General features: G+C 65.8%; 23 protein-coding genes and 1 pseudogene. 11 read left to right on the top strand and 13 right to left on the bottom strand.

Translation table 11 applies throughout. The annotated features are described in order from the left end of the window. Positions 1–6: 6 nt before the first annotated feature. Complete coding sequence (locus tag ACV7NQ_RS27650; protein ID WP_463362288.1) at positions 7–339, top strand: LapA family protein; 333 nt, start codon at positions 7–9, stop codon at positions 337–339. Between the two features lie 5 nt (positions 340–344). On the opposite strand, the gene ACV7NQ_RS27645 is transcribed toward ACV7NQ_RS27650, so the two are convergent. The 5 genes from ACV7NQ_RS27645 to rpsB all read right to left on the bottom strand — a co-directional run bounded on the left by ACV7NQ_RS27645 (position 345) and on the right by rpsB (position 4,746). Continuing rightward, a complete protein-coding gene (locus ACV7NQ_RS27645) occupies positions 345–1,307 on the bottom strand; it encodes a phosphatidate cytidylyltransferase (RefSeq protein ID WP_463365839.1) in 963 nt (320 codons plus the stop codon). A 124-nt stretch (positions 1,308–1,431) separates the two neighbouring features. Then, positions 1,432–1,989, bottom strand: a complete 558-nt coding sequence (gene frr, locus ACV7NQ_RS27640) for a ribosome recycling factor (RefSeq protein ID WP_463362287.1) — start codon at positions 1,987–1,989, stop codon at positions 1,432–1,434. A gap of 50 nt (positions 1,990–2,039) precedes the next feature. Then, positions 2,040–2,768 carry a UMP kinase gene (gene pyrH / locus ACV7NQ_RS27635; protein ID WP_463362286.1) on the bottom strand — a complete coding sequence of 243 codons (729 nt, stop codon included), beginning with the start codon at positions 2,766–2,768 and terminating at the stop codon, positions 2,040–2,042. Between the two features lie 184 nt (positions 2,769–2,952). Continuing rightward, the gene (tsf, locus tag ACV7NQ_RS27630) at positions 2,953–3,777 is read right to left on the bottom strand and encodes a translation elongation factor Ts (RefSeq protein WP_463362285.1); all 825 of its coding nucleotides are present in this window, start codon (positions 3,775–3,777) and stop codon (positions 2,953–2,955) included. Between the two features lie 102 nt (positions 3,778–3,879). Next, positions 3,880–4,746, bottom strand: a complete 867-nt coding sequence (gene rpsB / locus ACV7NQ_RS27625; RefSeq protein ID WP_463362284.1) for a 30S ribosomal protein S2 — start codon at positions 4,744–4,746, stop codon at positions 3,880–3,882. A 399-nt stretch (positions 4,747–5,145) separates the two neighbouring features. On the opposite strand from rpsB, the gene ACV7NQ_RS27620 reads away from it, so the two are divergent. The 3 genes from ACV7NQ_RS27620 to ACV7NQ_RS27610 all read left to right on the top strand — a co-directional run bounded on the left by ACV7NQ_RS27620 (position 5,146) and on the right by ACV7NQ_RS27610 (position 6,694). Continuing rightward, positions 5,146–5,562 (top strand): hypothetical protein, encoded by a 417-nt coding sequence (locus ACV7NQ_RS27620; RefSeq protein WP_463362283.1) that lies wholly within the window; start codon positions 5,146–5,148, stop codon positions 5,560–5,562. A gap of 6 nt (positions 5,563–5,568) precedes the next feature. Next, positions 5,569–6,099 (top strand): M23 family metallopeptidase, encoded by a 531-nt coding sequence (locus ACV7NQ_RS27615; protein ID WP_463362282.1) that lies wholly within the window; start codon positions 5,569–5,571, stop codon positions 6,097–6,099. Positions 6,100–6,175: 76 nt separating this feature from the next. Beyond that, complete coding sequence (locus tag ACV7NQ_RS27610; RefSeq protein WP_463362281.1) at positions 6,176–6,694, top strand: DUF1990 family protein; 519 nt, start codon at positions 6,176–6,178, stop codon at positions 6,692–6,694. A gap of 239 nt (positions 6,695–6,933) precedes the next feature. On the opposite strand, the gene ACV7NQ_RS27605 is transcribed toward ACV7NQ_RS27610, so the two are convergent. The 7 genes from ACV7NQ_RS27605 to ACV7NQ_RS27575 all read right to left on the bottom strand — a co-directional run bounded on the left by ACV7NQ_RS27605 (position 6,934) and on the right by ACV7NQ_RS27575 (position 14,060). Beyond that, positions 6,934–7,299 carry a GatB/YqeY domain-containing protein gene (locus ACV7NQ_RS27605; protein ID WP_463362280.1) on the bottom strand — a complete coding sequence of 122 codons (366 nt, stop codon included), beginning with the start codon at positions 7,297–7,299 and terminating at the stop codon, positions 6,934–6,936. A gap of 153 nt (positions 7,300–7,452) precedes the next feature. Next, positions 7,453–9,354 (bottom strand): alkyl/aryl-sulfatase, encoded by a 1,902-nt coding sequence (locus tag ACV7NQ_RS27600; RefSeq protein ID WP_463362279.1) that lies wholly within the window; start codon positions 9,352–9,354, stop codon positions 7,453–7,455. A gap of 47 nt (positions 9,355–9,401) precedes the next feature. Next, entirely contained in the window at positions 9,402–9,710 is a 309-nt protein-coding gene (locus ACV7NQ_RS27595) for a DUF202 domain-containing protein (protein ID WP_463362278.1), read from the bottom strand. Further along, positions 9,707–10,072, bottom strand: coding sequence for a YidH family protein (locus ACV7NQ_RS27590; RefSeq protein WP_463362277.1), 366 nt, complete (start codon positions 10,070–10,072; stop codon positions 9,707–9,709). The genes ACV7NQ_RS27595 and ACV7NQ_RS27590 overlap by 4 nt, the downstream gene beginning before the upstream one ends. A 523-nt stretch (positions 10,073–10,595) precedes the next feature. Continuing rightward, entirely contained in the window at positions 10,596–11,516 is a 921-nt protein-coding gene (locus tag ACV7NQ_RS27585; protein WP_463362276.1) for a tyrosine recombinase XerC, read from the bottom strand. A gap of 208 nt (positions 11,517–11,724) precedes the next feature. After that, the gene (dprA, locus tag ACV7NQ_RS27580) at positions 11,725–12,900 is read right to left on the bottom strand and encodes a DNA-processing protein DprA (RefSeq protein ID WP_463362275.1); all 1,176 of its coding nucleotides are present in this window, start codon (positions 12,898–12,900) and stop codon (positions 11,725–11,727) included. Between the two features lie 380 nt (positions 12,901–13,280). Beyond that, positions 13,281–14,060: an ATP-binding protein gene (locus tag ACV7NQ_RS27575; RefSeq protein WP_463365838.1), complete on the bottom strand. Its 780-nt coding sequence runs from the start codon at positions 14,058–14,060 to the stop codon at positions 13,281–13,283. On the opposite strand from ACV7NQ_RS27575, the gene ACV7NQ_RS27570 reads away from it, so the two are divergent. Beyond that, the gene (locus ACV7NQ_RS27570; RefSeq protein WP_463362274.1) at positions 14,046–15,311 is read left to right on the top strand and encodes a tyrosine-type recombinase/integrase; all 1,266 of its coding nucleotides are present in this window, start codon (positions 14,046–14,048) and stop codon (positions 15,309–15,311) included. The genes ACV7NQ_RS27575 and ACV7NQ_RS27570 overlap by 15 nt on opposite strands. A gap of 506 nt (positions 15,312–15,817) precedes the next feature. Here the strand turns inward: ACV7NQ_RS27570 and ACV7NQ_RS27565 are convergent. Beyond that, positions 15,818–16,339: a hypothetical protein gene (locus tag ACV7NQ_RS27565; RefSeq protein ID WP_463362273.1), complete on the bottom strand. Its 522-nt coding sequence runs from the start codon at positions 16,337–16,339 to the stop codon at positions 15,818–15,820. 216 nt (positions 16,340–16,555) lie between these two features. On the opposite strand from ACV7NQ_RS27565, the gene ACV7NQ_RS27560 reads away from it, so the two are divergent. The 6 genes and pseudogenes from ACV7NQ_RS27560 (at position 16,556) to ACV7NQ_RS27535 (ending at position 21,503) form a co-directional block, all read left to right on the top strand. Further along, the gene (locus ACV7NQ_RS27560; RefSeq protein ID WP_463362272.1) at positions 16,556–17,812 is read left to right on the top strand and encodes a tyrosine-type recombinase/integrase; all 1,257 of its coding nucleotides are present in this window, start codon (positions 16,556–16,558) and stop codon (positions 17,810–17,812) included. Position 17,813: 1 nt separating this feature from the next. Then, positions 17,814–18,014 (top strand): hypothetical protein, encoded by a 201-nt coding sequence (locus ACV7NQ_RS27555; RefSeq protein WP_463362271.1) that lies wholly within the window; start codon positions 17,814–17,816, stop codon positions 18,012–18,014. Positions 18,015–18,095: 81 nt separating this feature from the next. Further along, complete coding sequence (locus ACV7NQ_RS27550; RefSeq protein WP_463362270.1) at positions 18,096–18,305, top strand: hypothetical protein; 210 nt, start codon at positions 18,096–18,098, stop codon at positions 18,303–18,305. 532 nt (positions 18,306–18,837) lie between these two features. Further along, a pseudogene (locus ACV7NQ_RS27545) lies at positions 18,838–19,921 on the top strand (tyrosine-type recombinase/integrase). Continuing rightward, on the top strand, positions 19,918–20,244 hold the full coding sequence (locus ACV7NQ_RS27540; protein ID WP_463362269.1) for a helix-turn-helix domain-containing protein: 327 nt from the start codon (positions 19,918–19,920) through the stop codon (positions 20,242–20,244). The pseudogene ACV7NQ_RS27545 and the gene ACV7NQ_RS27540 overlap by 4 nt, the downstream one beginning before the upstream one ends. 620 nt (positions 20,245–20,864) lie before the next feature. Further along, positions 20,865–21,503 (top strand): integrase, encoded by a 639-nt coding sequence (locus ACV7NQ_RS27535; RefSeq protein WP_463362268.1) that lies wholly within the window; start codon positions 20,865–20,867, stop codon positions 21,501–21,503. The last annotated feature ends 140 nt before the right edge of the window (positions 21,504–21,643 follow it).

Genomic DNA, 21,643 nt, shown 5'->3' with positions numbered 1-21,643 from the left:
CGGACCATGAGCAGCCACGCTGAGTCGTCGCCCGAGCCACAGCTCGGTCGGCCGACAGAACCTGCTGTCCCTCCCACACCGCCCGACGTATCGAAAACCCTGGAGAAGTCGCGGACCGGCTACACCTGGATCGGTCTCATCGCCGCGGCACTGATCGGCATCGTGGTGCTGATCTTCATCCTGCAGAACCTCGAAGGGCAACAGGTGCATCTGCTGTTCTGGAGCTTCTCGCTGCCGGTCGGAATCTTGGTGCTGCTGTCGGTGATCGCGGGCGCCCTGGTGATGGCGCTGGTCGGCGGCGTCCGCATCGTCCAGCTGCGCCGCGCCGTTAAACGCTAGGCAGATCAGAGCAGAGTGCTCAGCACCAGCCAGGAGACGAAGGCGCTGGGCAGCATCGAATCGAGGCGGTCCATGATGCCGCCGTGGCCAGGCAGCAGTGTGCCCATGTCTTTGATGCCCAGTTCCCGCTTGATCTGGGATTCGATGAGGTCGCCGACGGTCGCCACCAGCACAAGACCGACGCCGAGCACCACGCCGATCATCGAATTTGCGTCCAGCAGTAGGGTCACTGTCAGCAGGCCGCCGATGACGCTGAATACCAGCGAGCCGCCGAAGCCTTCCCACGACTTCTTCGGGCTGATCGACGGCACCATCGGATGGCGGCCGAACAGCACGCCCGCCACATAACCGCCGACATCCGAGCAGACCACCAAGATCATGAACGTCAGCACCCGCAGGTTGCCGTCCGGCTCGAGCAGCAGCAACGTCGCGAAGGATGCCAGCAGCGGAATCCAGGCCAGGGTGAAGACCGCGATCGCGGTGTCGCGCAAGAAGTTTCGTGGTGCGGTCTGCAGGCCGTGATCGAAGAGGCGCCACACCATGCAGATCAGCGCGGTGGCGGCGAAGGCGCCCGCGACACCGTTGGCGCCCCAGGGCCAGCCGAGCCAGAATACCGCTTGACCACCGACGATGAGCGGAATTCTCGGAACCAGGACATCGGCCTCACGCAGCCGCTTGGCGACCTCCCAGGTGGCCAAGCCGACACTGGCCGCCGCCACCCCGATGAACACCTTCGGCACGAACAGCAGAATGGCGATCAGCGACAGGCCGAGGCCGAATCCGACGGCCAGTGCGGCGGGCAGATTCCGGCCCGCACGCGATCCGGATGCCGCGGGGGCGGGCACCACCGGTTCGGCTTCGTGGACAGCCGTAGCTTCGCCGGCATATTCGGCGACCGCGGGGTCACCCTCGGTCTCGGCATCGCTCGTGCGCTCGTCCGACGCATCAGGTATGCCGTTGTCCGGCAACGGCTCCTGGGCCGCACCGGTCGCGGCGCCGTTCTCGGCCACGATTGTCCCGTCGCTCACTCGTCGTTCCGTTTCCCCCGCCCGGGCGGGCCTCTTCCCCCGCCCGGGGGCCTCGGATCTGGCGTCAGACCTCGAGCAGTTCAGATTCCTTGTGCTTGACCAGCTCGTCGATCTGGCCGACGTATTTCGCGGTGGTCTTGTCGAGCTCCTTTTCGGCGCGCCCGACCTCGTCCTCACCCGCTTCGCCATCTTTCTGGATGCGCGACAGTTCGTCCATGGCCTTGCGGCGGACGTTGCGAATCGAGACCTTGGCGTCCTCACCTTTGCTCTTGGCCTGCTTCACCAGTTCCCGGCGGCGCTCCTCGGTGAGCTGCGGGATGGAGATGCGGATGATGTCGCCATTGTTGGTCGGGTTCACCCCGAGATCGGAATTGCGAATCGCGGTCTCGATCGGGCCCATCTGCGCCTGCTCGTAGGGCTTGATCACCACCATCCGCGGCTCCGGCACGGAGATACTCGACATCTGGGTGATCGGGGTCAGCGAACCGTAGTAGTCGACGACGATCCGGGAGAACATGCCCGGATTCGCGCGTCCGGTCCGAATGGATCCGAGATCGTCTTTCGCAACCGAGACGGCCTTCTCCATTTTCTCCTCGGCATCGAAGAGCGCTTCATCAATCACGACCGTTTCCTCCACAGCGTCGTCAGCATCATTATCCGCGGGTCGCGGGGTCAGGACCGAACCAATGTGCCGATCTTCTCACCGGCGACCGCCCGGGCAATATTGCCCTTCGTCAACAAATTGAACACCAGGATGGGCATCTGGTTGTCCATACACAAGCTGAATGCCGTCGCATCGGCGACCTTCAGGTCACGCTCGATGACCTCTTTGTGAGTGATCTCGGTGTACATTGTCGCGCTCTCGTCCACCCGCGGGTCGGCGGTGAATACGCCGTCGACCGCCTTGGCCATCAGCACCACCTCGGCGCCGATCTCCAAAGCGCGCTGGGCGGCGGTGGTGTCGGTGGAGAAGTAGGGCATGCCCATCCCGGCGCCGAAGATGACCACGCGGCCTTTCTCCAGGTGCCGTTTGGCGCGCAGCGGCAGGTACGGCTCGGCGACCTGGCCCATGGTGATGGCGGTCTGCACCCGGGTGTCCACACCCTGCTGCTGCAAAAAGTCTTGCAGCGCAAGGCTGTTCATCACGGTGCCGAGCATGCCCATGTAGTCGGAGCGGGCCCGTTCCATGCCACGTTCCTCGAGTTCGGCGCCGCGGAAGAAGTTGCCGCCGCCGATGACCACGGCCACCTGCACACCGCTGGCGACCACCTCGGCGATCTGCTCGGCGACCGCCTGCACGACATCCGGGTCGAGCCCGACCCGGCCGCCGCCGAACATCTCCCCACCTAGTTTGAGAAGCACCCGGCGATATCCTGGGCGGTCGATCCCCGGGTCCGTCATGGGTGTGCTTCTCCTTCGGCGGCGGGTTCGGTTCTTCGGCAGGCAGGTCGGCAGGATAGCAACGTCGAGCGCCCCTATCCTGCCTTATTCGGATTCCGTGGTGATATAAGGCCCCCTCGGAACGGGCCGGGACAGCCGAAACCCCTCGCACGCCGTTGGCAGCACGAGGGGTTTCGAATCGATATCAGGCCTGACCGACCTCGAAGCGGGCGAAGCGGGTCACGGTGACACCGGCTTCGTCCAGCAGGGCCTTCACGGTCTTCTTCGAGTCGGTGACCGACGACTGCTCGAGCAGCACGACGTCTTTGAAGAAGCCGTTGACGCGGCCCTCGGTGATCTTCGGCAGCGCGGCGTCCGGCTTGCCCTCTTCGCGAGCGGTCTGCTCGGCGATTCGACGCTCGTTCTCCACGACGTCGGCCGGAACCTCGTCGCGGGTCAGGTACTTGGCCTTGAGCGCGGCGACCTGCATGCCTACGCCACGCGCGGCATCGGCCGCGGTGTCACCCTCGCCGGTGTACTCGACCAGCACGCCGACGGCCGGCGGCAAGTCCGAGGCACGCTTGTGCAGGTAGGTGGCGACCTGGCCGTCGAAGGCGACGACGCGACGCAGCTCGAGCTTCTCGCCGATCTTGGCGGCCATCGCCTGCACGGTGTCGTCGACGGTCGAGCCGTCCAGGGCCAGCGCCTTGAGCGTGTCCAGGTCGGCAGGCTTGGTTGCCGCGGCGGCGGTCACGATCTGGTCGGCGAGCGCCTGGAACTCGGCGTTCTTGGCGACGAAGTCGGTCTCGGAGTTGATCTCGACCATCACGCCGCCCTTGGCGGCGACCAAGCCCTCGGCGGTGGTGCGCTCGGCGCGCTTGCCCACATCCTTGGCGCCCTTGATGCGCAGCACCTCGACGGCCTTGTCGAAATCACCCTCAGTCTCGACCAGCGCGTTCTTGCAGTCCATCATCCCGGAGCCGGTGAGCTCCCGCAGCCGCTTCACATCAGCGGTGGTGTAGTTCGCCATCGGTGGCGATCCTCCTGTGTGTTGTCATGGGTGGTGAGACCACCTTGCCGACCTCTCCTACCCAGGAGAGGCCGGCAAGGTGAACAAAAGCCGTCGAGAAGATCAGAAGTCGGCCGGTGTGGTGGCCGGCGGGACCTCGGCGATCTCGGCCTCGGCTGCGGTCTCGACCGGGGCTTCGGCCTCGGCAGCGGCGGGGGCGGCCTGCGCGAGCAGCTCCTGCTCCCACTCGGCGAGGGGCTCGCCCGCGCCGGCTTCCGGCTTGTCGTCACCGGAGGAGACACCGGCTCGCGCCTGCACGCCCTCGGCCACCGCGGACGCGACGACCTTGGTCAGCAGAGCGGCGGAACGGATCGCGTCGTCGTTACCCGGGATCGGGTAGTCGACCAGGTCGGGGTCGCAGTTGGTGTCCAGGATCGCGATGACCGGAATGTTCAGCTTGCGCGCCTCGCCGACGGCGATGTGCTCCTTGTTGGTGTCGACGACCCAGATGGCCGAGGGCACCTTGGCCATATCGCGGATACCACCGAGGGTGCGCTCGAGCTTGTTCATCTCACGCGTGAGCATGAGGATTTCCTTCTTGGTGCGACCCTCGAAGCCACCGGTCTGCTCCATGGCCTCGAGCTCCTTGAGGCGCTGCAGGCGCTTGTGCACGGTGGAGAAGTTGGTGAGCATGCCGCCCAGCCAGCGCTGGTTGACGTAGGGCATCCCGACGCGAGTCGCCTCGGCCGCGATCGACTCCTGGGCCTGCTTCTTGGTGCCGACGAAGAGAACGGTGCCACCGTGGGCGACGGTCTCCTTGACGAACTCGTAGGCCTTGTCGATGTAGGTCAGTGTCTGCTGCAGGTCGATGATGTAGATGCCGTTGCGGTCGGTGAAGATGAACCGCTTCATCTTCGGGTTCCAGCGTCGAGTCTGGTGTCCGAAGTGTGCGCCGCTGTCGAGCAGCTGCTTCATAGTTACGACAGCCATAGCCCTCGTATCCTCTTTCATTGCCGGTTGACGCAGCAGATCGGCGATCTACTGCCCTGGCGCCTCCGAATCGTCGGACCCGACCGATGAGATCAGGACCAGCCGACGATTCCCTGCTCTGCACATGCACTGCCGCGAACGAGCGCTCTCTCGAACTGAGGCTCTATCCGAACAGCGCCATCACGAACAAGCACGGGTGGCGCGCGAAGTCGGTCCATGCACGCATAGACCGCTCGACCAGTCTACGGGCTGGAGGCCCTACCTCCTAAATCGACCTGGAAGGAACGGCCGCACAGACCGATACGCAGGTGAAATGGGCGGTGTCCACAGTCGTGGATGTTGTCCACAATCGGCGGATCGGGGATACCGCGGCCGCGCCGCTCGGATGACGGTGGACACATGAACCGCATAAGCACCTTCATCACGATGCTCATTCCGCTGTTGTTCGCGGGCTCCCTGGTCATGACGCCGAGCGCGACGGCCGCTCCGCCCGAAACTTCCGGGTCTGCCATGGCTGCCTCGCTGGATACCTTCGGTCCTGCGCCGGACTTTCCATTCCCCCCCGATCTCGCGCACCTCACGTCGCTCCTGCTCGAGTCGGTCCTCGCGGCGTGGCCCGGTTCAGCAGGTGTGTTGCCGTCCCCTGCCGGAGACTTCGCACGGGTGCCGGGCCTCCTGCGGCTCACCGCGGACCCGTTGGAAGCCGTTCGTCGGGAGAACATGGGTTCTGCGGATGCGTTGCCGCGCATCATCAGCGATCTGCTCCGGCTGCTGGAGCTGGTCCGACAGGTTCCGCTGCCGCTGCCACCGCACTGACCGCCGATGAATCACCTCAGCAGGGCGGTGGCGTCGATTGTTGTCGGGGTGGCCGTGTTGCTGGGGGCCGTTGCGGAGCGGCCGGTCGCGGCCGCACCGACGGGGCAGTTCGGGTGGCCGTTGCAGCCGCGGCCATCGGTCGAGCGGCGCTTCGACAAGCCGGAGCACGACTGGTTGCCGGGGCATCGTGGGGTCGATCTAGCGGGAGCGCCGGGGCAGGCGGTGCTGGCGGCCGGGGACGGGATCGTGGTGTTCGCGGGGACGGTGGCGGACAAACCGGTGGTGTCGATCGATCATCCCGGCGGGTTGCGGACTACATATGAGCCGGTGAAGGCGGTGGCGTCGGTGGGGAGTCGGGTCGGGCGTGGGAATCGGATCGGGACGTTGGAGGCCGGTCACGAAGGCTGTGCCGCCGCTGCGTGCCTGCATTGGGGCGCGCGGCGGGAAGCGGGTGGGCGCAGTCGCCGCGAATACGTGGACCCACTCGGGCTGTTGCATGCCGCTCCCCTACGGCTGAAGCCGGTGCATGTGTTGTGACGAACCGAGATGGATGGATTGCCGCGCAATCGGCCGGTCCCTTCCGAACGCCGGCGCATCCGGCGAAGATCGACCCATGGACAACGCGCTCGGCGACCCTCCGTTCACCTATTCCGAGGTCGGTGCCACGCAGGGGCCGCTGCCCGAGGGCTATCACCGGTTTCGGCTGCGGCGGCGCATCGGTCACGGGCGCGCTCTGTTCGAACATGCGGGTGCGGAGATTCTGGCGTACCGAATGCAGATGGGCACCGGCGTCTTTCATAAGGCCAGTACGCCGACCGCCGCGCCCGGCACCCGGCTGACAGTGCGACTCGGCTTGGGGCCCTTGGCAATTACGGCGCCGTGCCGAGTGGTGTACGTGCTCGATGAACCGGATCGGCGTGGGTTCGCCTACGGGACACTGCCGGGGCATCCGGAGATCGGTGAGGAACTGTTTGCGGTCGAGTACGACCCGGCCGACGACGCCGTGTACGGGCTGGTTACCGCGTTTTCTCGCAATGGGACCTGGTACGCGCGCCTTGGCGGTCCGGTGGTTCGGCTCATCCAGCGCGTTGTCGCGGGAAGGTACATCGGCGCACTGCCCACCACGGTCTGAGCTGTTCGACCCATTCGGGCGTCGCGGCTCGAAACGCACCATGGCGGCGGATCCACGCCGAATCCACCAACGCTTCCGCAGCGGCCATGGTGGGCACGCATTTCCGCCGCGTCGCGGTTCGAGCAGTCCTGTGGCTACATCGCGCAGCGGGCGAGCCACCGGCACGGACTGACGGGAGTTGAGCCCGCCGCCGCGCGTGCATCGAGACGACGTGGCGGCGAGCCAACAGGGACGACGACCTACAGCAGTGCGGTCAAGGCGGCCGCCTCGGCGCGCAGCACGTCGCGGCGGTCGGTACGACCCAGGCTGTCGTATTCGTCGGCGGCGGTGGCGCGGTCGGCGATCTCCGTGCGCACGATCTGTTCGATGTCGGACTCGCTGAGATCGCGGCGGCGGCCTTCGGCCGCGCCGAGGCCGACGGCGCTGGTTTCGATGGCGCCGGCCCGCGCGTCGGGGGTTTCGATGGCTTCGGCGTTGTCGATCGCGCCCAGTGCGGATCGCACTGCGGCGATGGCGTTGCGGTCACGTGCCTTCATCGCGGCGGGGAGAGCTGCGCGCAGCCGCTCACGGAGCGGCCCGGACCTGTCGATCGCTTCGGTGGACATGGTGGCCGACCGTACGCTCTGCGGGGTGGTCGGTCGACGGTTTTGCGCCAGAGACACGCGGATTCATCCGTTGCGGCGGCCACGGCAATCACCGCAGACGCGCCCGATTTCACCGGGCCGGGACACCGCGTTGCGGCCTGCGACGGAGAGTGATCACGGCGTGACGATGGCGAAATTCGGGTCCGGTTCGTCGAACACGCCGACGATCTCCGCGAGCTTGGTGGGATCGCCGCCCACACTGATGTCGCCGCCTGCGACGGCGGCCCCGAAATCTTCACCGGCCAGCAGGACCCGGATCAGAATCGGCCGGGTCAGGGTGAACGAGGCGTCCGGGTCGGGCATGGTCACGCCGCTGGGCAGGTCGTAGTGGGTGAGCAGACCGTTGCACAGTTCCAGGCGATGGATGCGGTTCTCGTCGCTGATGTGCCAGTCGGTGATCACCCGCTGGTCCCATGCCTTGGGACCGTCGACACGCAGCGCCATGGCGTCGAAGATCTGATCGATGGTGAGGGCGGCCAGCATGGTCGGAGAGCTGGATTTGGTCGGGGTGCCGAACGAGCCGTTGCGCAACTCGTAGGCGCCGCTGAGGTAGAAATTGCGCCAGGTGGCGTTCTCCGCGCCATAGCCGAGCTGTTCGAAAGTACTGGCCTGCAATGCTTTTGCGGCCTCGTTGGTCGGGTCGGCAAAGATGACGTAGTTGAGCACCTGCGCCACCCATCGGTAGTCGCCGGCGTCGTAGGAGGTCCGCGCCTTGCGCAGCACTTGGTCGGCGCCACCCATGAATTCCACGTGGCGCTTGGCGGACTCGACCGGCGGATGCTCCCAGAGGTGGGCGGGGTTGCCGTCGAACCAGCCCATGTAGCGCTGGTAGATGGCCTTCACGTTGTGGCTGACCGAGCCGTAGTAGCCGTGCGTGTGCCAGGCGTTCTCGAGGGCCGGTGGCAGCGCGATCATCTCGGCGATCTCATTGCCGACGTAGCCCCGGTTGAGCAGCCGCAGCGTCTGGTCGTGCAGGTATCCGTACAGATCCCGTTGCAGGGCAAGGAATTCCACGAGACGCTCGGTGCCCCAGGTGGGCCAATGGTGCGAGGCGAAGACCACATCGGAGTCGCGGGCGAACAGATTGATCGCCTCGGTCAGATACTTCGCCCAGACGTGCGGGTCACGCACCAGCGCACCGCGCAGGGTGAGCAGATTGTGCAGCGTGTGCGTGGCGTTTTCGGCCATGCACAGCGCCCGGTGATCCGGGAAGTAGAAGTTCATCTCGGCGGGCGCCTCGGTCCCCGGGGTGATCTGGAAGACGATCCGGACCCCGTCGACCGCCTCCTCCTGCCCCGTTGCGGTGATATCGACGGTCGGCGCGATGAGGGTCACCGTGCCGAGCGAGGTCGTCTGTCCGAGCCCGGCGCCCACCTGCCCGCGCGGGCCGCGGGGCAGCGCCGCACCGTACATGTAGGCGGCACGCCGTGCCATGGCGGTGCCCGCATAGACATTCTCGGCGACCGCGTGTTCCAGGAGTCCGGCCGGAGCCAGCACCGGGCAACGCCCTGCCCTGACATCATTGGTGGTTGTCACCCCCATCGAGCCGCCGAAGTGGTCGACATGTGAGTGGGTGTAGATGAGCCCGGTCACCGGCCGGTCGCCACGATGCGCGCGATACAGCGCCAACCCGGCGGCGGCGGTCTCCGCCGAAATCAGTGGGTCGACGACGATCACACCGGTATCGCCTTCGATCAGCGCCATATTCGACAGATCGAGGCCGCGGATCTGGTAGATCCCCGCGGTGACCTCGAACAGACCCTGTTTGATCACCAGCCCGGACTGCCGCCACAGGCTCGGGTTGACCGATACCGGACACGGCTCGCGCAGGAAATCGTAGGAGGCGTTGTCCCACACCACGGTTCCGTCCGAGCCGGTGACCACGGCCGGCTCCAGTGCCGCAATGAAACCGCGGTCTACATCCGCACGATCGGTGGTGTCCGCGAAGGACAGCGCAGCGGTCGCGCGCTGCTGCTCCGCGATGATGAAGTCGCTCGGCTCGGTCGCATTGCTCATATCCATCCTCCTGCGCTGTCACCGAAAGTGCCTGGACCGGAAGGGAATTAGAGTCGGGGATCCGTCACACCGATGGCGGCCGCGACACAGGCGACCGCTACCACCGCCGCCGCGGTAGCGGCGACCGCGCGTTTGGCATGTCCGAAGCGGCCCTCGTGCAGACTGCGATTGCGCAGGTAGCACATGCCCGCCACGGCGGTGAGGGTGACAGCGGCGCCGATCGGTGCGACCGCGGCCGCACGCAATCCGCTGGTCACGGCGTGATCGAGCAGCAGCACGGCGACGACCATCGCGGCGATCGCCGTACGTCGCCACGCCAACGCGGTCCGCTCTGCGGCAAGACCCGCCGGGCTCATCGCAGCAACACCACGCCGCACGCCAACACCGACACCACCGCGATGCCCGCCGAGAGAATCGGCACCATCACCGTGTGAGGCAGCGGCTCACCGCGCCGCATCGCCGCCCCGACCCGCCGCCAGTGCGCATAAGCGCCGACCGCGATAATCACCGCCAGCACAATGCAACTCAACGCTAGCGCCTGCCTAAAGCCCGACATACGAAGCGGCTGCACCAGCGTGTGCACTGCGACACCACCGGCGAGCAAACCCAGCGAGGTGCGCATCCAGGCCAGGAAGGTGCGCTCGTTGGCGAGGGTGAAACGATAGTCGACGATGTCTTCGCCGTCATCTGATTCCTCGGCGGGACTGGGAAGTGTCACACCGACTCGGCTCGGTTCGCGGGCTGCTCGGTGTTGCCGCGCACCCAGAGCCAGGTCACGGCGAGCATGGCCACCAGCGCGGTGATTACCACATGTACTCCCCAGAAGACGAACCACGCCAACGTGATTTGACTGTGCAGCCCGGTGGCCGGGTCGGCAGATTCGGCTGGTTCGAGCCGGACCCACCTGCACACCGTGTAGCCGAGGGGTTCACGGGCGCCACTCCATCTCTGGTCGGTTTCGTGCCGTAAGAAAACAATCCACTACGGCAGCGTAACCGCCACCCAGACGACCGTCCATGAACCTCGCTACGCAGCAGCGAAGCCGAAATGGCTTTTCTTCCTCACACGGGCGTGGCGTCCTGGAAGGTCATTACCAGTCGACGCCGGGGCGGGCCGCCAGATCGACGACCAGCTTGCCGCAAATAGCCGTTTCAGAAGACGCTGTCAGGCGGCACTGCGGCGGTGCCCGCGCCGCACCACCACCCCACGTGGTCATCGGAGGACGGGTCCGAGGTGCGACCTCACGCGCGCGGATGCGCCTGGTCGTGCACCTTCTTCAACCGCTCGATCGAGACATGGGTGTACAGCTGGGTCGTGGCCATGCTGGCGTGACCGAGCAGTTCCTGCACCACCCGCAGGTCCGCGCCGCCTTCCAGCAGATGCGTTGCGGCCGAATGCCGTAGGCCGTGCGGGCCCATGTCCGGCGCGCCGGGTATCACCGAAACCACCTCGTGCACAACGGTTCTTGCCTGGCGCTGATCGAGACGCTTACCGCGCCGACCCAGCAGCAGCGCGCGCCCAGAATTCACACTCGCCAAGGCAGGACGGCCATACCGCAGCCAATTCGCGATGGCCTCGTCGGCGGGCACGCCGAACGGCGCCGAGCGCTCCTTATTGCCCTTGCCCAGCACCCGAACCAGATGCCGTTCCCGATCGACGTCATCGATATCGAGCCCGCACAGCTCGCTCACCCGAATTCCGGTCGAGTACAACAGCTCCACGATCAACCGGTCCCGCAATGCCATCGGATCACGTTGCACCGCACCGGATTCCGCCGCGTCCATGGCGGCGACGGCCTGCTGGACGCCGAGCACCGCGGGCAACACCCGATGCGCCTTCGGCGACCCGAGCCGCAGCCCCGGATCGTGTTGCAGCCGATCGGTGCTGGTCAGCCACGCCGTGAAGGTCCGGGCCGACGACGCCCGCCGCGCCATCGTGGTGCGCGCAACCCCCGCCGTCGACTGCTGGGCGAGCCAGGACCGCAACAGCGTCAGATCCAGTTCCCGGACAGCGGAATCCGCCGACCGCGCATATAGGTGCGTCAGCAGCGACCGCGCGTCGCCCAGATAAGCCCGCACGGTATGCGCCGACCGATTACGTCCCAACCGCAGATGTCGCTTGTACTCCTCCAGCAACGCCTCGAGATCCTCCGGCAACTCCATCACTCCACCGTCTCCCGCGGCAGCACGCTTGGCAAGCCAGCGCGCCGCGATGACCACCGCGGACCCGGTTCCGAACGATCCTGCCGGGCTCTAACGATCACATACGATCGATCCCCGCTTCCGGATCTGCAAATCATCTGCATTGATGGGAGACCTCAAAGTGCTCTTCGGACCAACCTGCATGACGACCTGAGCGGCGCCGAGACCTTCAAACCTGGCTCTTTCCAACCGGATCGGTGGATCCCGGCTCAGGCGCCCGCCCGATTCGGTACCAGCCGTTTCCGTCCATGCCGACCATTCCGGTCAGCTCCAACGCGGGCAGGACGGCTCGGACCGTGGCCAGCGCCAGACCGGATTGGTCGGCGAGGTCCCGGGGCAGGCGAGAGCCAACTTTCGGCAGTGCGGCGAAGACCGCGGCTTCGTCGCCGGACAATCCGTCTCCTGGGTCGGGTTTCTGGTGGGTCGGTAGCGACAGCCGCAGTGGTCCCGCTTCGTCGATCACCTCCTCGGCGCGGGTGACAAGCACTGCTTCCCCGTCACGAATCATGTGGTGGCAGCCGACGGAGGATGCCGAGGTGACCGGGCCGGGAACGGCAAGCGCGGGGCGGCCGAGGCGACGGGCCCATTTGGCGGTGTTGCGCGAGCCGCTGCGCAGGCCCGCCTCCACAACCAGAACGCCGTCGGCCAGGGCTGCGATCAGTCGGTTGCGGGCCAGGAACTGGTGTTTGCGCGCGACCGCGCCGGGTGGGTATTCGCTGACGACCAGTCCGCAGTCGGCGATCTCCGCCAACAGTCGTGCGTGCTGCGCCGGGTAGGCGCGATCGACGCCGCAGGCGAGAACCGCGATGGTCGGGCCGTCCACCGCCAGTGCCGCCCGGTGCGCCATGCCATCGATCCCGAACGCTGCTCCCGAGACGATCGTCCAGCCCTGCGCCGCAAGGTCACCCGCGATTTCCCCTGTGACGCGGTCACCATAGCCGCTGCTATACCGCGCGCCGACCACCGCGAGGGCCCGCTCACTCGACTCCAACAACGACCGTGGACCCCGCACCCACAACACCAGCGGCACCGCACCATCCGGGTCCCGCCCCGGCTCGAGTTGACTCAGTCCCAACATCCGCCACGCCGGCCACTCGGGATCATCGGGTGTCACCACCCGACCACCGAGCCGCTCCATCACCTCCAGATCCCGTGCAGCACCGTCGATCCCACGCCGCTTCTCGGTAGGCCCACGCAACGACTCCGGCAGCGCACACTGCCGCACCGCATGCGCCGCCTCAACCACCCCCACCGACTCGATCAGCGAAGACAGCGCCGCACAAGGCCCTTCCACCACACGCGACAAATAAACCCACGCCAACCTCCGCTCATCCGCTACACCCACACCGCCCACCCCACCGGCGCACACAGGGCCAGATGTCGCACCCCGCACCACGCAACCATCACCACCCACCACCGACGGCACGGCGACTGAGACCGCCTCGGACACAGGATCTCCGTCATCGACCGACATCGACTGCCCGGCGGCGGAAGACCCTACTGCGCCGCGCTCAGCGGCCGCCGCCAACTGTGCAGCGGCGGAGGCCGCATCCACCGCACTTTCGTCGCCGACCACTGACAGACCAGGCGCAGCATGCCTGCCCGACGCACGGCTCCCATCGCTTCCGACCACCGATTGCGCAGCCGGAATGACCACATCGGACATCACACGGTCGTCCGGGCTTTCATCACCTGGTGTCGATGACCCGGCCGTCGTCAACTCGCTCACTGTGCGCCCCGCTGTCGAAAGTTCAACGCGGACATGATGTCCTGGGCGCTTGGGAAGTCACTGGCGCGAAGGTCGGAGATTGTCCAGGCGACTCGGATGGCGCGGTCGGCGCCGCGGGCGGACAGGCGACCGAGTCGCAAGGCGGCCTCGACGGGAGCCAGTGCTTCGCGGGGCAGTCGGAAACGTTGGCGCAGTATGTGTCCGGGGACCTCGGCGTTGGTCACCCAGCCGTATTCTTGCCAGCGCTGTACCGCGCGTTGGCGGGCCGCCGCTACTCGGTCGCCCACTACCGCACTGCTCTCGGCGGCTTCGGTTCCGAAGGCCGCGCCGACGTGGCCGTGCATTTGTACCCAGATGTCGATGCGATCCATCAGTGGGCCCGACAGCTTGCCCAGATAGCGGCGGCGCGCGAGTGGGGCACAGATACAGTCGATGTCCCGGGCCGGGGCGCACGGGCAGGGGTTTGCTGCCAGGATCAGCTGAAAGCGAGCTGGATAGCGTGCCACGCCGTCGCTGCGGGCGATCCGTACTTCGCCTTCCTCCAACGGGGTTCGCATCGCTTCCAGCACCTTGGTGCCGATCTCGGCGCATTCGTCGAGGAATAGCACGCCGCGGTGAGCGCGGCTGACCGCACCGGGACGGGCGGTGCCCGATCCGCCACCGATCATCGCGGCCACCGACGTCGAATGGTGCGCCGTATTAACTGAACTAACGCTCTCATCTTTGCAGGTAGAAGCTGTGTTCTGATAGCTTTCCGCGCCATGCGTGCTGAGGATTCCGAGCGGGATCTGTCGAGACTTGTTGTGCCGGAAATCGGTCGCCTCCAGGAGACCGGCGATGCGTGGATGCCGTTCCGGCTACTCGATGCGAACGGTGCGGTGATCCATTCGGCCGCAGCATATTTCGCTGAACTGCAGGCTCGGGACAAGCGGCCGTCCACGATTCGGTCGTATGGCAACGATCTGCTGCGGTGGTGGCGATTCCTCGCGGCAATCGACGTCGCGTGGGACAAGGTGACACCGGCGGAGGGACGTGACTTCGCGAGATGGATGCTGTTGGCGGACAAACCAGTTCGTGTCCATTGGCGGGAGAAAGCCGACGGCCAGCTCGTCGGACAACGACGCAAACTCGACCCGGGCGTCAACGCCGTCACGGGCAAACCCAGTCCCGGGCCGAAGTATTCGGCATCGTCTCGGGCACACGCGGAGACAGTGCTCCGGGCGTTCTACAACTTTCAGCTGGAGGACCTCGGTCAGGGTCCATTGATCAACCCGTTCCCGCTAGATCGCGCACGGCGGTCGAGCCGGACGCACGAACACCACAACCCGATAGACCCATACCGGAAGGAACGTGTGGGCCGCTATCGGCCGAAGGTCCCCAAGCGCATCCCGAAGAAGATTCCCGACGAACATTACGACAGGGTGTTCACCGCGCTGAAGTCGCATCGGGATCGCGCTCTGCTGGCGTTCTGGGTCTCGACCGGCGCCCGCGCCGAGGAACTGCTGTCTGCGCGCCAAGGAGACGAAGACCCCGGCCAGCAATTGATCGCAGTGACCCGCAAGGGATCTCGAGATGTTCAGCAGCTGCCGGTGTCTCCGGATGCGTTCGTCTGGCTACGGCTCTATCAGGAGGAGATCTGGCGAAAGGGCGCACCTCGCGGACGCCGCCATCCGCTCTGGTTCACCTTGCGCCGCCCCTGGCGGCCTCTGACCTATCACGCAGCCCGTGCCATGTTCGCTCGTGCTCAGCACGTGCTCGGCTCCAATTACTCGATCCATGCCTTGCGTCACACCGCTGCTTACCGCATGGCCGCCGACCCAGAGATGGGCATTACCGATGTCCAATGGGTCCTCGGGCACGCCTATCTGACCACCACGCAGCTCTACACGACCCCCACCCAGGACGAGGTGATCGCCAACGTCCTCGCTCACCACACCCGCCAGACCAAAGGCGCAGCGCCCGTGCCGGAATTACCTGCGCCGGGCTACAACCCCCGATCCCTCGACGTCCTGTTCGGAAGGTCGTAATGCCCGCAGCTACCGGAACAGCGACATCACAGATCAATTGGGCCAGTGGCAAGTACGAACGAGCGAAAGAAACTCGAGGGCTGCTCGCCGCGCAGGTCCTGACCCAGTTTCCCGCGCGTCCGTTCATATCTGGATCGCCCGAGATTCTGGCAATCGAGAAAACCGTCGAACGAATCGACATACCGCCGTTCCGTTCTGCGTTCGAAGGCACGCGGTGGCGCCGCCGACAGTCTGTCCGGAGGATGCTGAAGTGGTTGCAGACCTTCCCGGGCGAGACCTGGCAGCAGCGATGGGAGGCTACCGGCGCCGAGACCTCCGATGCACCGTGGACAGCGGCGGCAGCAGAGTGGCTTATCTCGCAGGACAGCAAGAGCAAGGCACCGGACCTGCAATGCGGGCTGATGATGCTGTCTATCGCCAAAATAATCTGCCCGAGTCAGGCCTTTCTGCTGACTGTGTCGAAGACCAGGCATTGGGCCGCAGCGATTGCACAACACACGGATCCGTCAGGCTTCGCCCTCCTCGACGCGAAGGCCGATCCCGAAATCTGGACACCACGGCACATGCCGATGACCCGATGGCAGATCTCCATCCTGATCTTGACGAAAGGCGGTGGCGTTCGTGACATCACAGTCGGAGACTGCATCGAACTGCGCAAACTGGAATTGAGCATCGGACTGGTCGGCCACCGCCGGTATCTGTTCTATGCCTTGCTCGAGTCGGCTGGCATCTTCCCATCCGGCGCACCGGCAACCTTGCGAGGAATTACGCACTTCGGTGGCCAATACGGCATCGAAAGACTGATAGACCGCTACGAGCTCGCCAATCGCGACGTTCGCGACCTGCTGGTCAGCTATCTGGCGGAGCGCCAGACCGCGCTCGACTACACCTCGTTGGAAGACCTCGCCCGCATACTTGCACTGCACTTTTGGAAGAACCTGGAAATACATCATCCAGGTATCGATTCGCTTCACCTCGCGCCTGAAGTCGCGCGGGACTGGAAACAACGCATCCGCACCAAGACCCATCGGAAGCGGCTTCCTGACGGAACCTCGGTCGAGGCCACAGCTCCTCGCGTCGGCTATCTCCAACTCATGACCACTGTTCGAGCGTTCTATCTGGATCTCGCACAGTGGGCCACCGAAGATCCCGCGCGATGGGCGCGATGGGCAGTTCCGAGCCCGGTCCGTGGGTCGGAAACCGCCACCGCTATGAGGAAAGCTGCTTCTCGGCGCAAGGCTCGTATGGACCAGCGCACCCGCGAACGGTTGCCCCTGCTCCCTCTCCTCGTCCAGACCGCCGAACGCCGCGTGGAGGAGGCCCGCCTGCGCCTCGAGGCAAGCTTGGACACCAAATCCGGCGAGTCATTCACCGTCCTGGGCGAGACCTTCACCAAGACCGCCGTGACCGGGCAGTTTCACCAAATCATGGGTGTCGTCGACTCGTCCGGTCGCCGCCGCCGCCTTCAGGCGGAGGAGCACCGCGCCTTCTGGGGCTGGGCGGCAGTGGAATTCCTTCGACACACCGGTGCCCGGATCGAGGAGATGCTCGAAACCAGCCACCACAGCATCGTCCAATATCGGCATCCCGAGTCAGGGCAGATCGTCCCCCTCCTGCAAATCGCGCCATCCAAGACCGACGAGGAACGCCTCCTGGTCATCAGTCCGGAGTTGGCCGATGTCTTGTCAACGATCATTGCCCGAGTTCGACAGAACGACGGAAAGATTCCACTGGTTCCCTTCTACGACCAGGCCGAACGTGTTTGGCTTGCACCAGCTCCGGTGCTGTTCCAGTGGGACCATGCTGGCCTCAAAAAGGCCGTCTCCAGCACGACAATCCGCAAAGGCATCAGGCAAATCTTCGAGGCCACCGCCCTGAAGGACGCTGACGGAGAGCCTATCTACTTCCAGCCCCACGACCTACGGAGAATCTTCACTACCGATGCAATTCTCAACGGCATGCCGCCGCACATCGCGCAAATGCTGTTGGGGCACAAGGATATATCCACCACGATGGGATACAAGGCCGTCTACCCCCAGGAAGCGATCAACGGGCACCGCGCGTTCATCGCGCGGCGTCGAGCAGTGCGACCGAGTGAGGAATACCGGACTCCGACTGACGCGGAGTGGGACGAGTTCCTCGGGCATTTCGAGCGCCGAAAGGTCGCTCTCGGCGAATGCGGCAGAGCATATGGAACAAGCTGCCAACATGAGCACAGCTGCATACGATGCCCGGTCCTGCGGGTCGACCCGGCCCAAAGCGGCCGGCTTGAGAAGATCCGCGACAACCTGGCCCTGCGCATCGCTGAGGCCGACCGCGAGGGCTGGCTCGGCGAGGCCGAAGGCCTCCGCGTCAGCCTCGCTGCGGCCAACGAAAAACTGGCCCAGCTCGACCAGCGCGCACGCCAGGCCGCCACCGTCTTCCTGAGCATCCCCGCCTTCCCCGAAGTTGCCAGCCGCACGATCGTCGCCCCAGAACTCGTCAACACCCCAAGGAACTGACATGCGCGAACCTCGCGAACTCCCCGTCAGCCCCGAGCATGCCACGATGCTCACCACACTCGACGAGTTCCGTCACTCTCGCGACCTGCCCGTTCTCCAGCTCCTGACCGAGGCGACCAACGGTCGCAAATACCCTGGCTTCCACGCCTGCAACCTCGGCACCCTTTTGCCCACGGATCCCCCGCCCGGCCAGGCCAGGTAGTCAGAACAACGCACGCGTTCGCTGGCAGAACGGGCATTCGCATGCCCAGACCAGCGGCGTCTGGATAGCGAACTGCCGGGCGTGGGCAGCGCAGAGGTCAGCACCACCCCAAGGATCGTCTACGAGATGGAGCAGGACCTCCCGGTCGGCGGGGCACCCCTCAGCCCGACAGGTGAACCCCGAATCGTCTCGGTCGGTCGCCATGGCTCGATTGTCGAGTTTTCCGACCGTCAAGAGGTGTTTGATGATGCTGATCTGCTGTTGGACGTCACGAACATGTTCGTGACGTGAAACAGGTTTGGTATCAGCTGTTGGATGTCACTCGTCAGTCGGCGAATCGGGGTAGCCCCGCCCGCCACCTTGGCCCCGTCGGACTGGAGGGGGTCATACTGAGCTTCGACGAACCGTCCTTGTTCGAGGTCACGCCGGCGGCGATAGGCGATCACCAGCGCAACCACACCACCGACACCGCCGACCACGGTCAACGCCAACTTGGTGACATCGATCGGCACCGCTGGCTCCGGCTTCACGCCCCCCGACGACCAACCGCAGAAGCCAATAGGCTGCGAACGTGATTCCCAGTACCAATAACGACCGCCAGCGCCACCGCCGGAACAGCGGAACCTGCCCGCGCTGGGTAATCAACAGTCGACGAGTTCCTGAGCCTTCCAGCCGTCCCCGACTTCCCTGAATCCTGCCTGGACCGGGTGATCCAGGCGCGTCCCCGCACCGAATACCGGTATTGAGACGACATCACCGGTGCTGACTGTATTGCGGCGCGGCTGATGTGGCTTCAGCCGGGATGAAGACGAGGAGGCGTGGGTTGGCTCTGGCGGCGGTGCGTGACCTTCGGGAGCTTCGGGCTCCAGCGACCGAGGACGAGATCGCTGCGTTCGAGACCGACGTGTTGTCGGGGTTCGTGCTGGCGCGGGCCTCGGCGGGCTTGGTGGATTCCACGATCCGCAACGACGTGAATCACCTGGAGCTGATCCGAGATTGGTTCGGTCGGCCACTGTGGGAGATGCAGCCTGCCGACGCGGACACCTACTTCGGCAAGGTGCTGCGCGAGGCGAAGCCGTCGACGCGGATCGGTCGCGCGGCAGCGCTGACGGTGTATTTCCACTTCCTGGAGTTACGGCACAAGGTCGAGTTGCACAACCTCATCGGTCGCGTCGTGGAGTGCCCGCTGGATGAGATCAACCGGCCGAAGGCGTCGGTGGATCCGCGGCTGCGGATCCCGCCGACCGCTGAAGAGGTCGAGCAGTTGTTCGCTGGGTGGCGGGCGGAGCTGGCGGCCTGCCGGAAGTTCGCCCCGATCGCCCGCAACTACGCCGTCGCCCGCTTGGTCGCCGACGTCGGCCTGCGGATCAACGAGGCCCGCATGCTCGACCTGGACGATGTGCGCTGGGAGCTGGGAGCTGGGCCGGTTCGGGAAGCTGAATGTCCGCCACGGCAAGGGATCTCGTCGCAAGGGCCCGAAACCGCGGCTGGTGCCGTTGATCAACGGCGCCGACCGCAGCGTGCGCTGGTTCGTCGAGGACGTGCTCGGCCAGTTCGATATCGACCCGCGCGGCCACGGTGTCCCGCTGTTTCCGTCCGAGCGCAAGAACATCGACGGGACCGGCCGGTGAGCGACCGCGGACGTGTTCCGCCGGGCCTTGGCCGAGGCCGTCGACCAGCACCTGCCGACCTGGTCGGGCAAGCTGACACCCCATGTTCTTCGGCATTTTTGCGCCAGCCAGCTCTATCTAGGCGGGATGAATCTGTTCGCCATTCAGGAGCTTTGTGGTCACGCCTGGACTGCCACCACTGCCCGGTATATCCACGTCCACGCCACTCATGTCGAAGACGCCTGGGTGAGCGGGCAGCGCCGGGTCGCCGATCGATGGAAAGGACTCGCCCAGTGAAGTGGAATCTGCGCCTGGCCGCGGCCAATCGCGGTATCTGGAAGGCCAGCGAGTTGCACCACAAGCTCGCCGATCGCGGCATGGTCATCAGCACCGGCAAGATGTCCGGGCTGTGGTCGGGCACCCCGAACGCGGTCAAGCTCGAAGAGCTCGACGTCATCTGCGCGGTCCTCGGCTGCGGTATCGAGGAACTGCTGATCCCCGAGCCCGACACCGTTGCAGCGCCCGCGCAGGCCGGTGAGGACGCTCCCGCCGTGGTCGGTGGTGAGGCCCGGCCGGTCCTGCCACGCACCCGCGACGGCCGATCCGTGCCGCCCAGATGAACTGCCAGCGGTGCGGCAAGGCATTGCCGGACAAGCGGCGGCGAAACCAAATCTATTGCAGCAAAGGATGTTCGGCTCTCGCGTCCTACTGGCGGCGCAAGAGGGGCGAACCGATCCCGCCGCGCTGGCAACACCCAGCACTGACCGCTGCCGACCCTGTGCTGCGGGCCGCCGCGCAGCACGCCCACCAGCTCGGCCAGGCCCGGGGCTGGAGCCCGTCCACGACGCTGCCTGCTCGACGGCCTGGTCACAGTCCTGGGCGGGCGGCCCGCAGGGCAGCGGGTGCCGCTCACCGAGGTCCGCTCCCGCCCGCACCGCTGGGTGTCACGCCCCCGCCTCGTCGAAGTCCTCACTGATCTCGAGCTTCTGGACGACGACTCGACAGCCACGATCCGATCCTGGATCGACTGCGTGACAACCGATCTCGCGTCTGGCTTTGCCAAGCCAGCCCGGCACTGGCTGACGGTTCTGCTGGACGGGACGCTCGTGCCCGGCCGCGCTCGACCTCCACCCTCTACGTCTATTTCGGTTGCGCCCGGCCGTTTCTCGATCAATGGGCCACCCGCTACGACCACCTGCGGGAAGTCACCCGCGCCGACATCACCGCCGCGCTGGCGCCGTTGACCGGCTCGCAACGCTCCAACGCCATCGCATCTCTGCGATCACTGTTCCGGTTCGCCAAGAAACGGGGCCTGATCTTCGCCAACCCGACCACCGGGCTCAAGGCCCGCCGCGCCGACTTCCCCCTGTTGCCGATGACCGACGAAGAGATCCACGCCGTCGAGCAACTGGCCACCGACCCCGCCTGGCGGGTCATCGTCGCCCTGGCCGCGGAAAACGCTGCCCGCACCGGCGCTATCCGGCGCCTGAAACTCACCGACGTCGATCTGGCCAACCGGCGCATCACCCTCGCCGGACGCCGTCAGCGCCTCGGCGACCTCGGTCACCGCGCCATCCGCCGCTGGCTCGATCACCGCCGCACGATCTGGCCGACCACCGTGAACCCGCACGTGCTGGTCAGCCCGAAGACCGTGCATGACACCGCGCCGATCAGCCAGATATTCGTCAACCTCCGCATACAGGCCACCGGTTGCACCGTCGACCAGATCCGCCGCGATCGCATCCTCCACGAGGCCTTCACCGCCGGCCCCGACCCGCTGCACCTGACGCTGGTCTTCGGCATCTCCCACAACACCGCCGCCGCGACCGTCGCCGAGCACCTGCTCAGCGACGAACTCGAACATCCGCCAGCCGACTGAGTGTCGCCTGCCAGCCTGGCAGCCGACAACTGAGCCGAGTCGGCAACCGCTAGACTTCCCCGAAACTCGCCGCGAATCTCGATGTCACACACGAAAATCCCGTGAGTTCCCGCTGAAAGTCCTTCAGTCCGCGTGAACCC

This window comes from Nocardia sp. Tas62D01 (genome assembly GCF_055232035.1).
The sequence above is the reverse complement of the archived record's forward strand: the minus strand, read 5'-3'. Positions and strand labels throughout refer to the sequence as shown.

Coding starts and splice junctions, on each gene's coding strand:
- ACV7NQ_RS27650 (WP_463362288.1), top strand. CDS start 7: ATGAGCAGCCACGCTGAGTCGTCGCCCGAGCCACAGCTCGGTCGGCCG.
- pyrH (WP_463362286.1), bottom strand. CDS start 2,768: ATGACGGACCCGGGGATCGACCGCCCAGGATATCGCCGGGTGCTTCTC.
- tsf (WP_463362285.1), bottom strand. CDS start 3,777: ATGGCGAACTACACCACCGCTGATGTGAAGCGGCTGCGGGAGCTCACC.
- rpsB (WP_463362284.1), bottom strand. CDS start 4,746: ATGGCTGTCGTAACTATGAAGCAGCTGCTCGACAGCGGCGCACACTTC.
- ACV7NQ_RS27620 (WP_463362283.1), top strand. CDS start 5,146: ATGAACCGCATAAGCACCTTCATCACGATGCTCATTCCGCTGTTGTTC.
- ACV7NQ_RS27615 (WP_463362282.1), top strand. CDS start 5,569: ATGAATCACCTCAGCAGGGCGGTGGCGTCGATTGTTGTCGGGGTGGCC.
- ACV7NQ_RS27610 (WP_463362281.1), top strand. CDS start 6,176: ATGGACAACGCGCTCGGCGACCCTCCGTTCACCTATTCCGAGGTCGGT.
- ACV7NQ_RS27605 (WP_463362280.1), bottom strand. CDS start 7,299: ATGTCCACCGAAGCGATCGACAGGTCCGGGCCGCTCCGTGAGCGGCTG.
- ACV7NQ_RS27600 (WP_463362279.1), bottom strand. CDS start 9,354: ATGAGCAATGCGACCGAGCCGAGCGACTTCATCATCGCGGAGCAGCAG.
- ACV7NQ_RS27595 (WP_463362278.1), bottom strand. CDS start 9,710: ATGAGCCCGGCGGGTCTTGCCGCAGAGCGGACCGCGTTGGCGTGGCGA.
- ACV7NQ_RS27585 (WP_463362276.1), bottom strand. CDS start 11,516: ATGGAGTTGCCGGAGGATCTCGAGGCGTTGCTGGAGGAGTACAAGCGA.
- ACV7NQ_RS27570 (WP_463362274.1), top strand. CDS start 14,046: ATGCGTGCTGAGGATTCCGAGCGGGATCTGTCGAGACTTGTTGTGCCG.
- ACV7NQ_RS27565 (WP_463362273.1), bottom strand. CDS start 16,339: ATGGGTCTTGGTGCGGATGCGTTGTTTCCAGTCCCGCGCGACTTCAGG.
- ACV7NQ_RS27560 (WP_463362272.1), top strand. CDS start 16,556: ATGGACCAGCGCACCCGCGAACGGTTGCCCCTGCTCCCTCTCCTCGTC.
- ACV7NQ_RS27555 (WP_463362271.1), top strand. CDS start 17,814: ATGCGCGAACCTCGCGAACTCCCCGTCAGCCCCGAGCATGCCACGATG.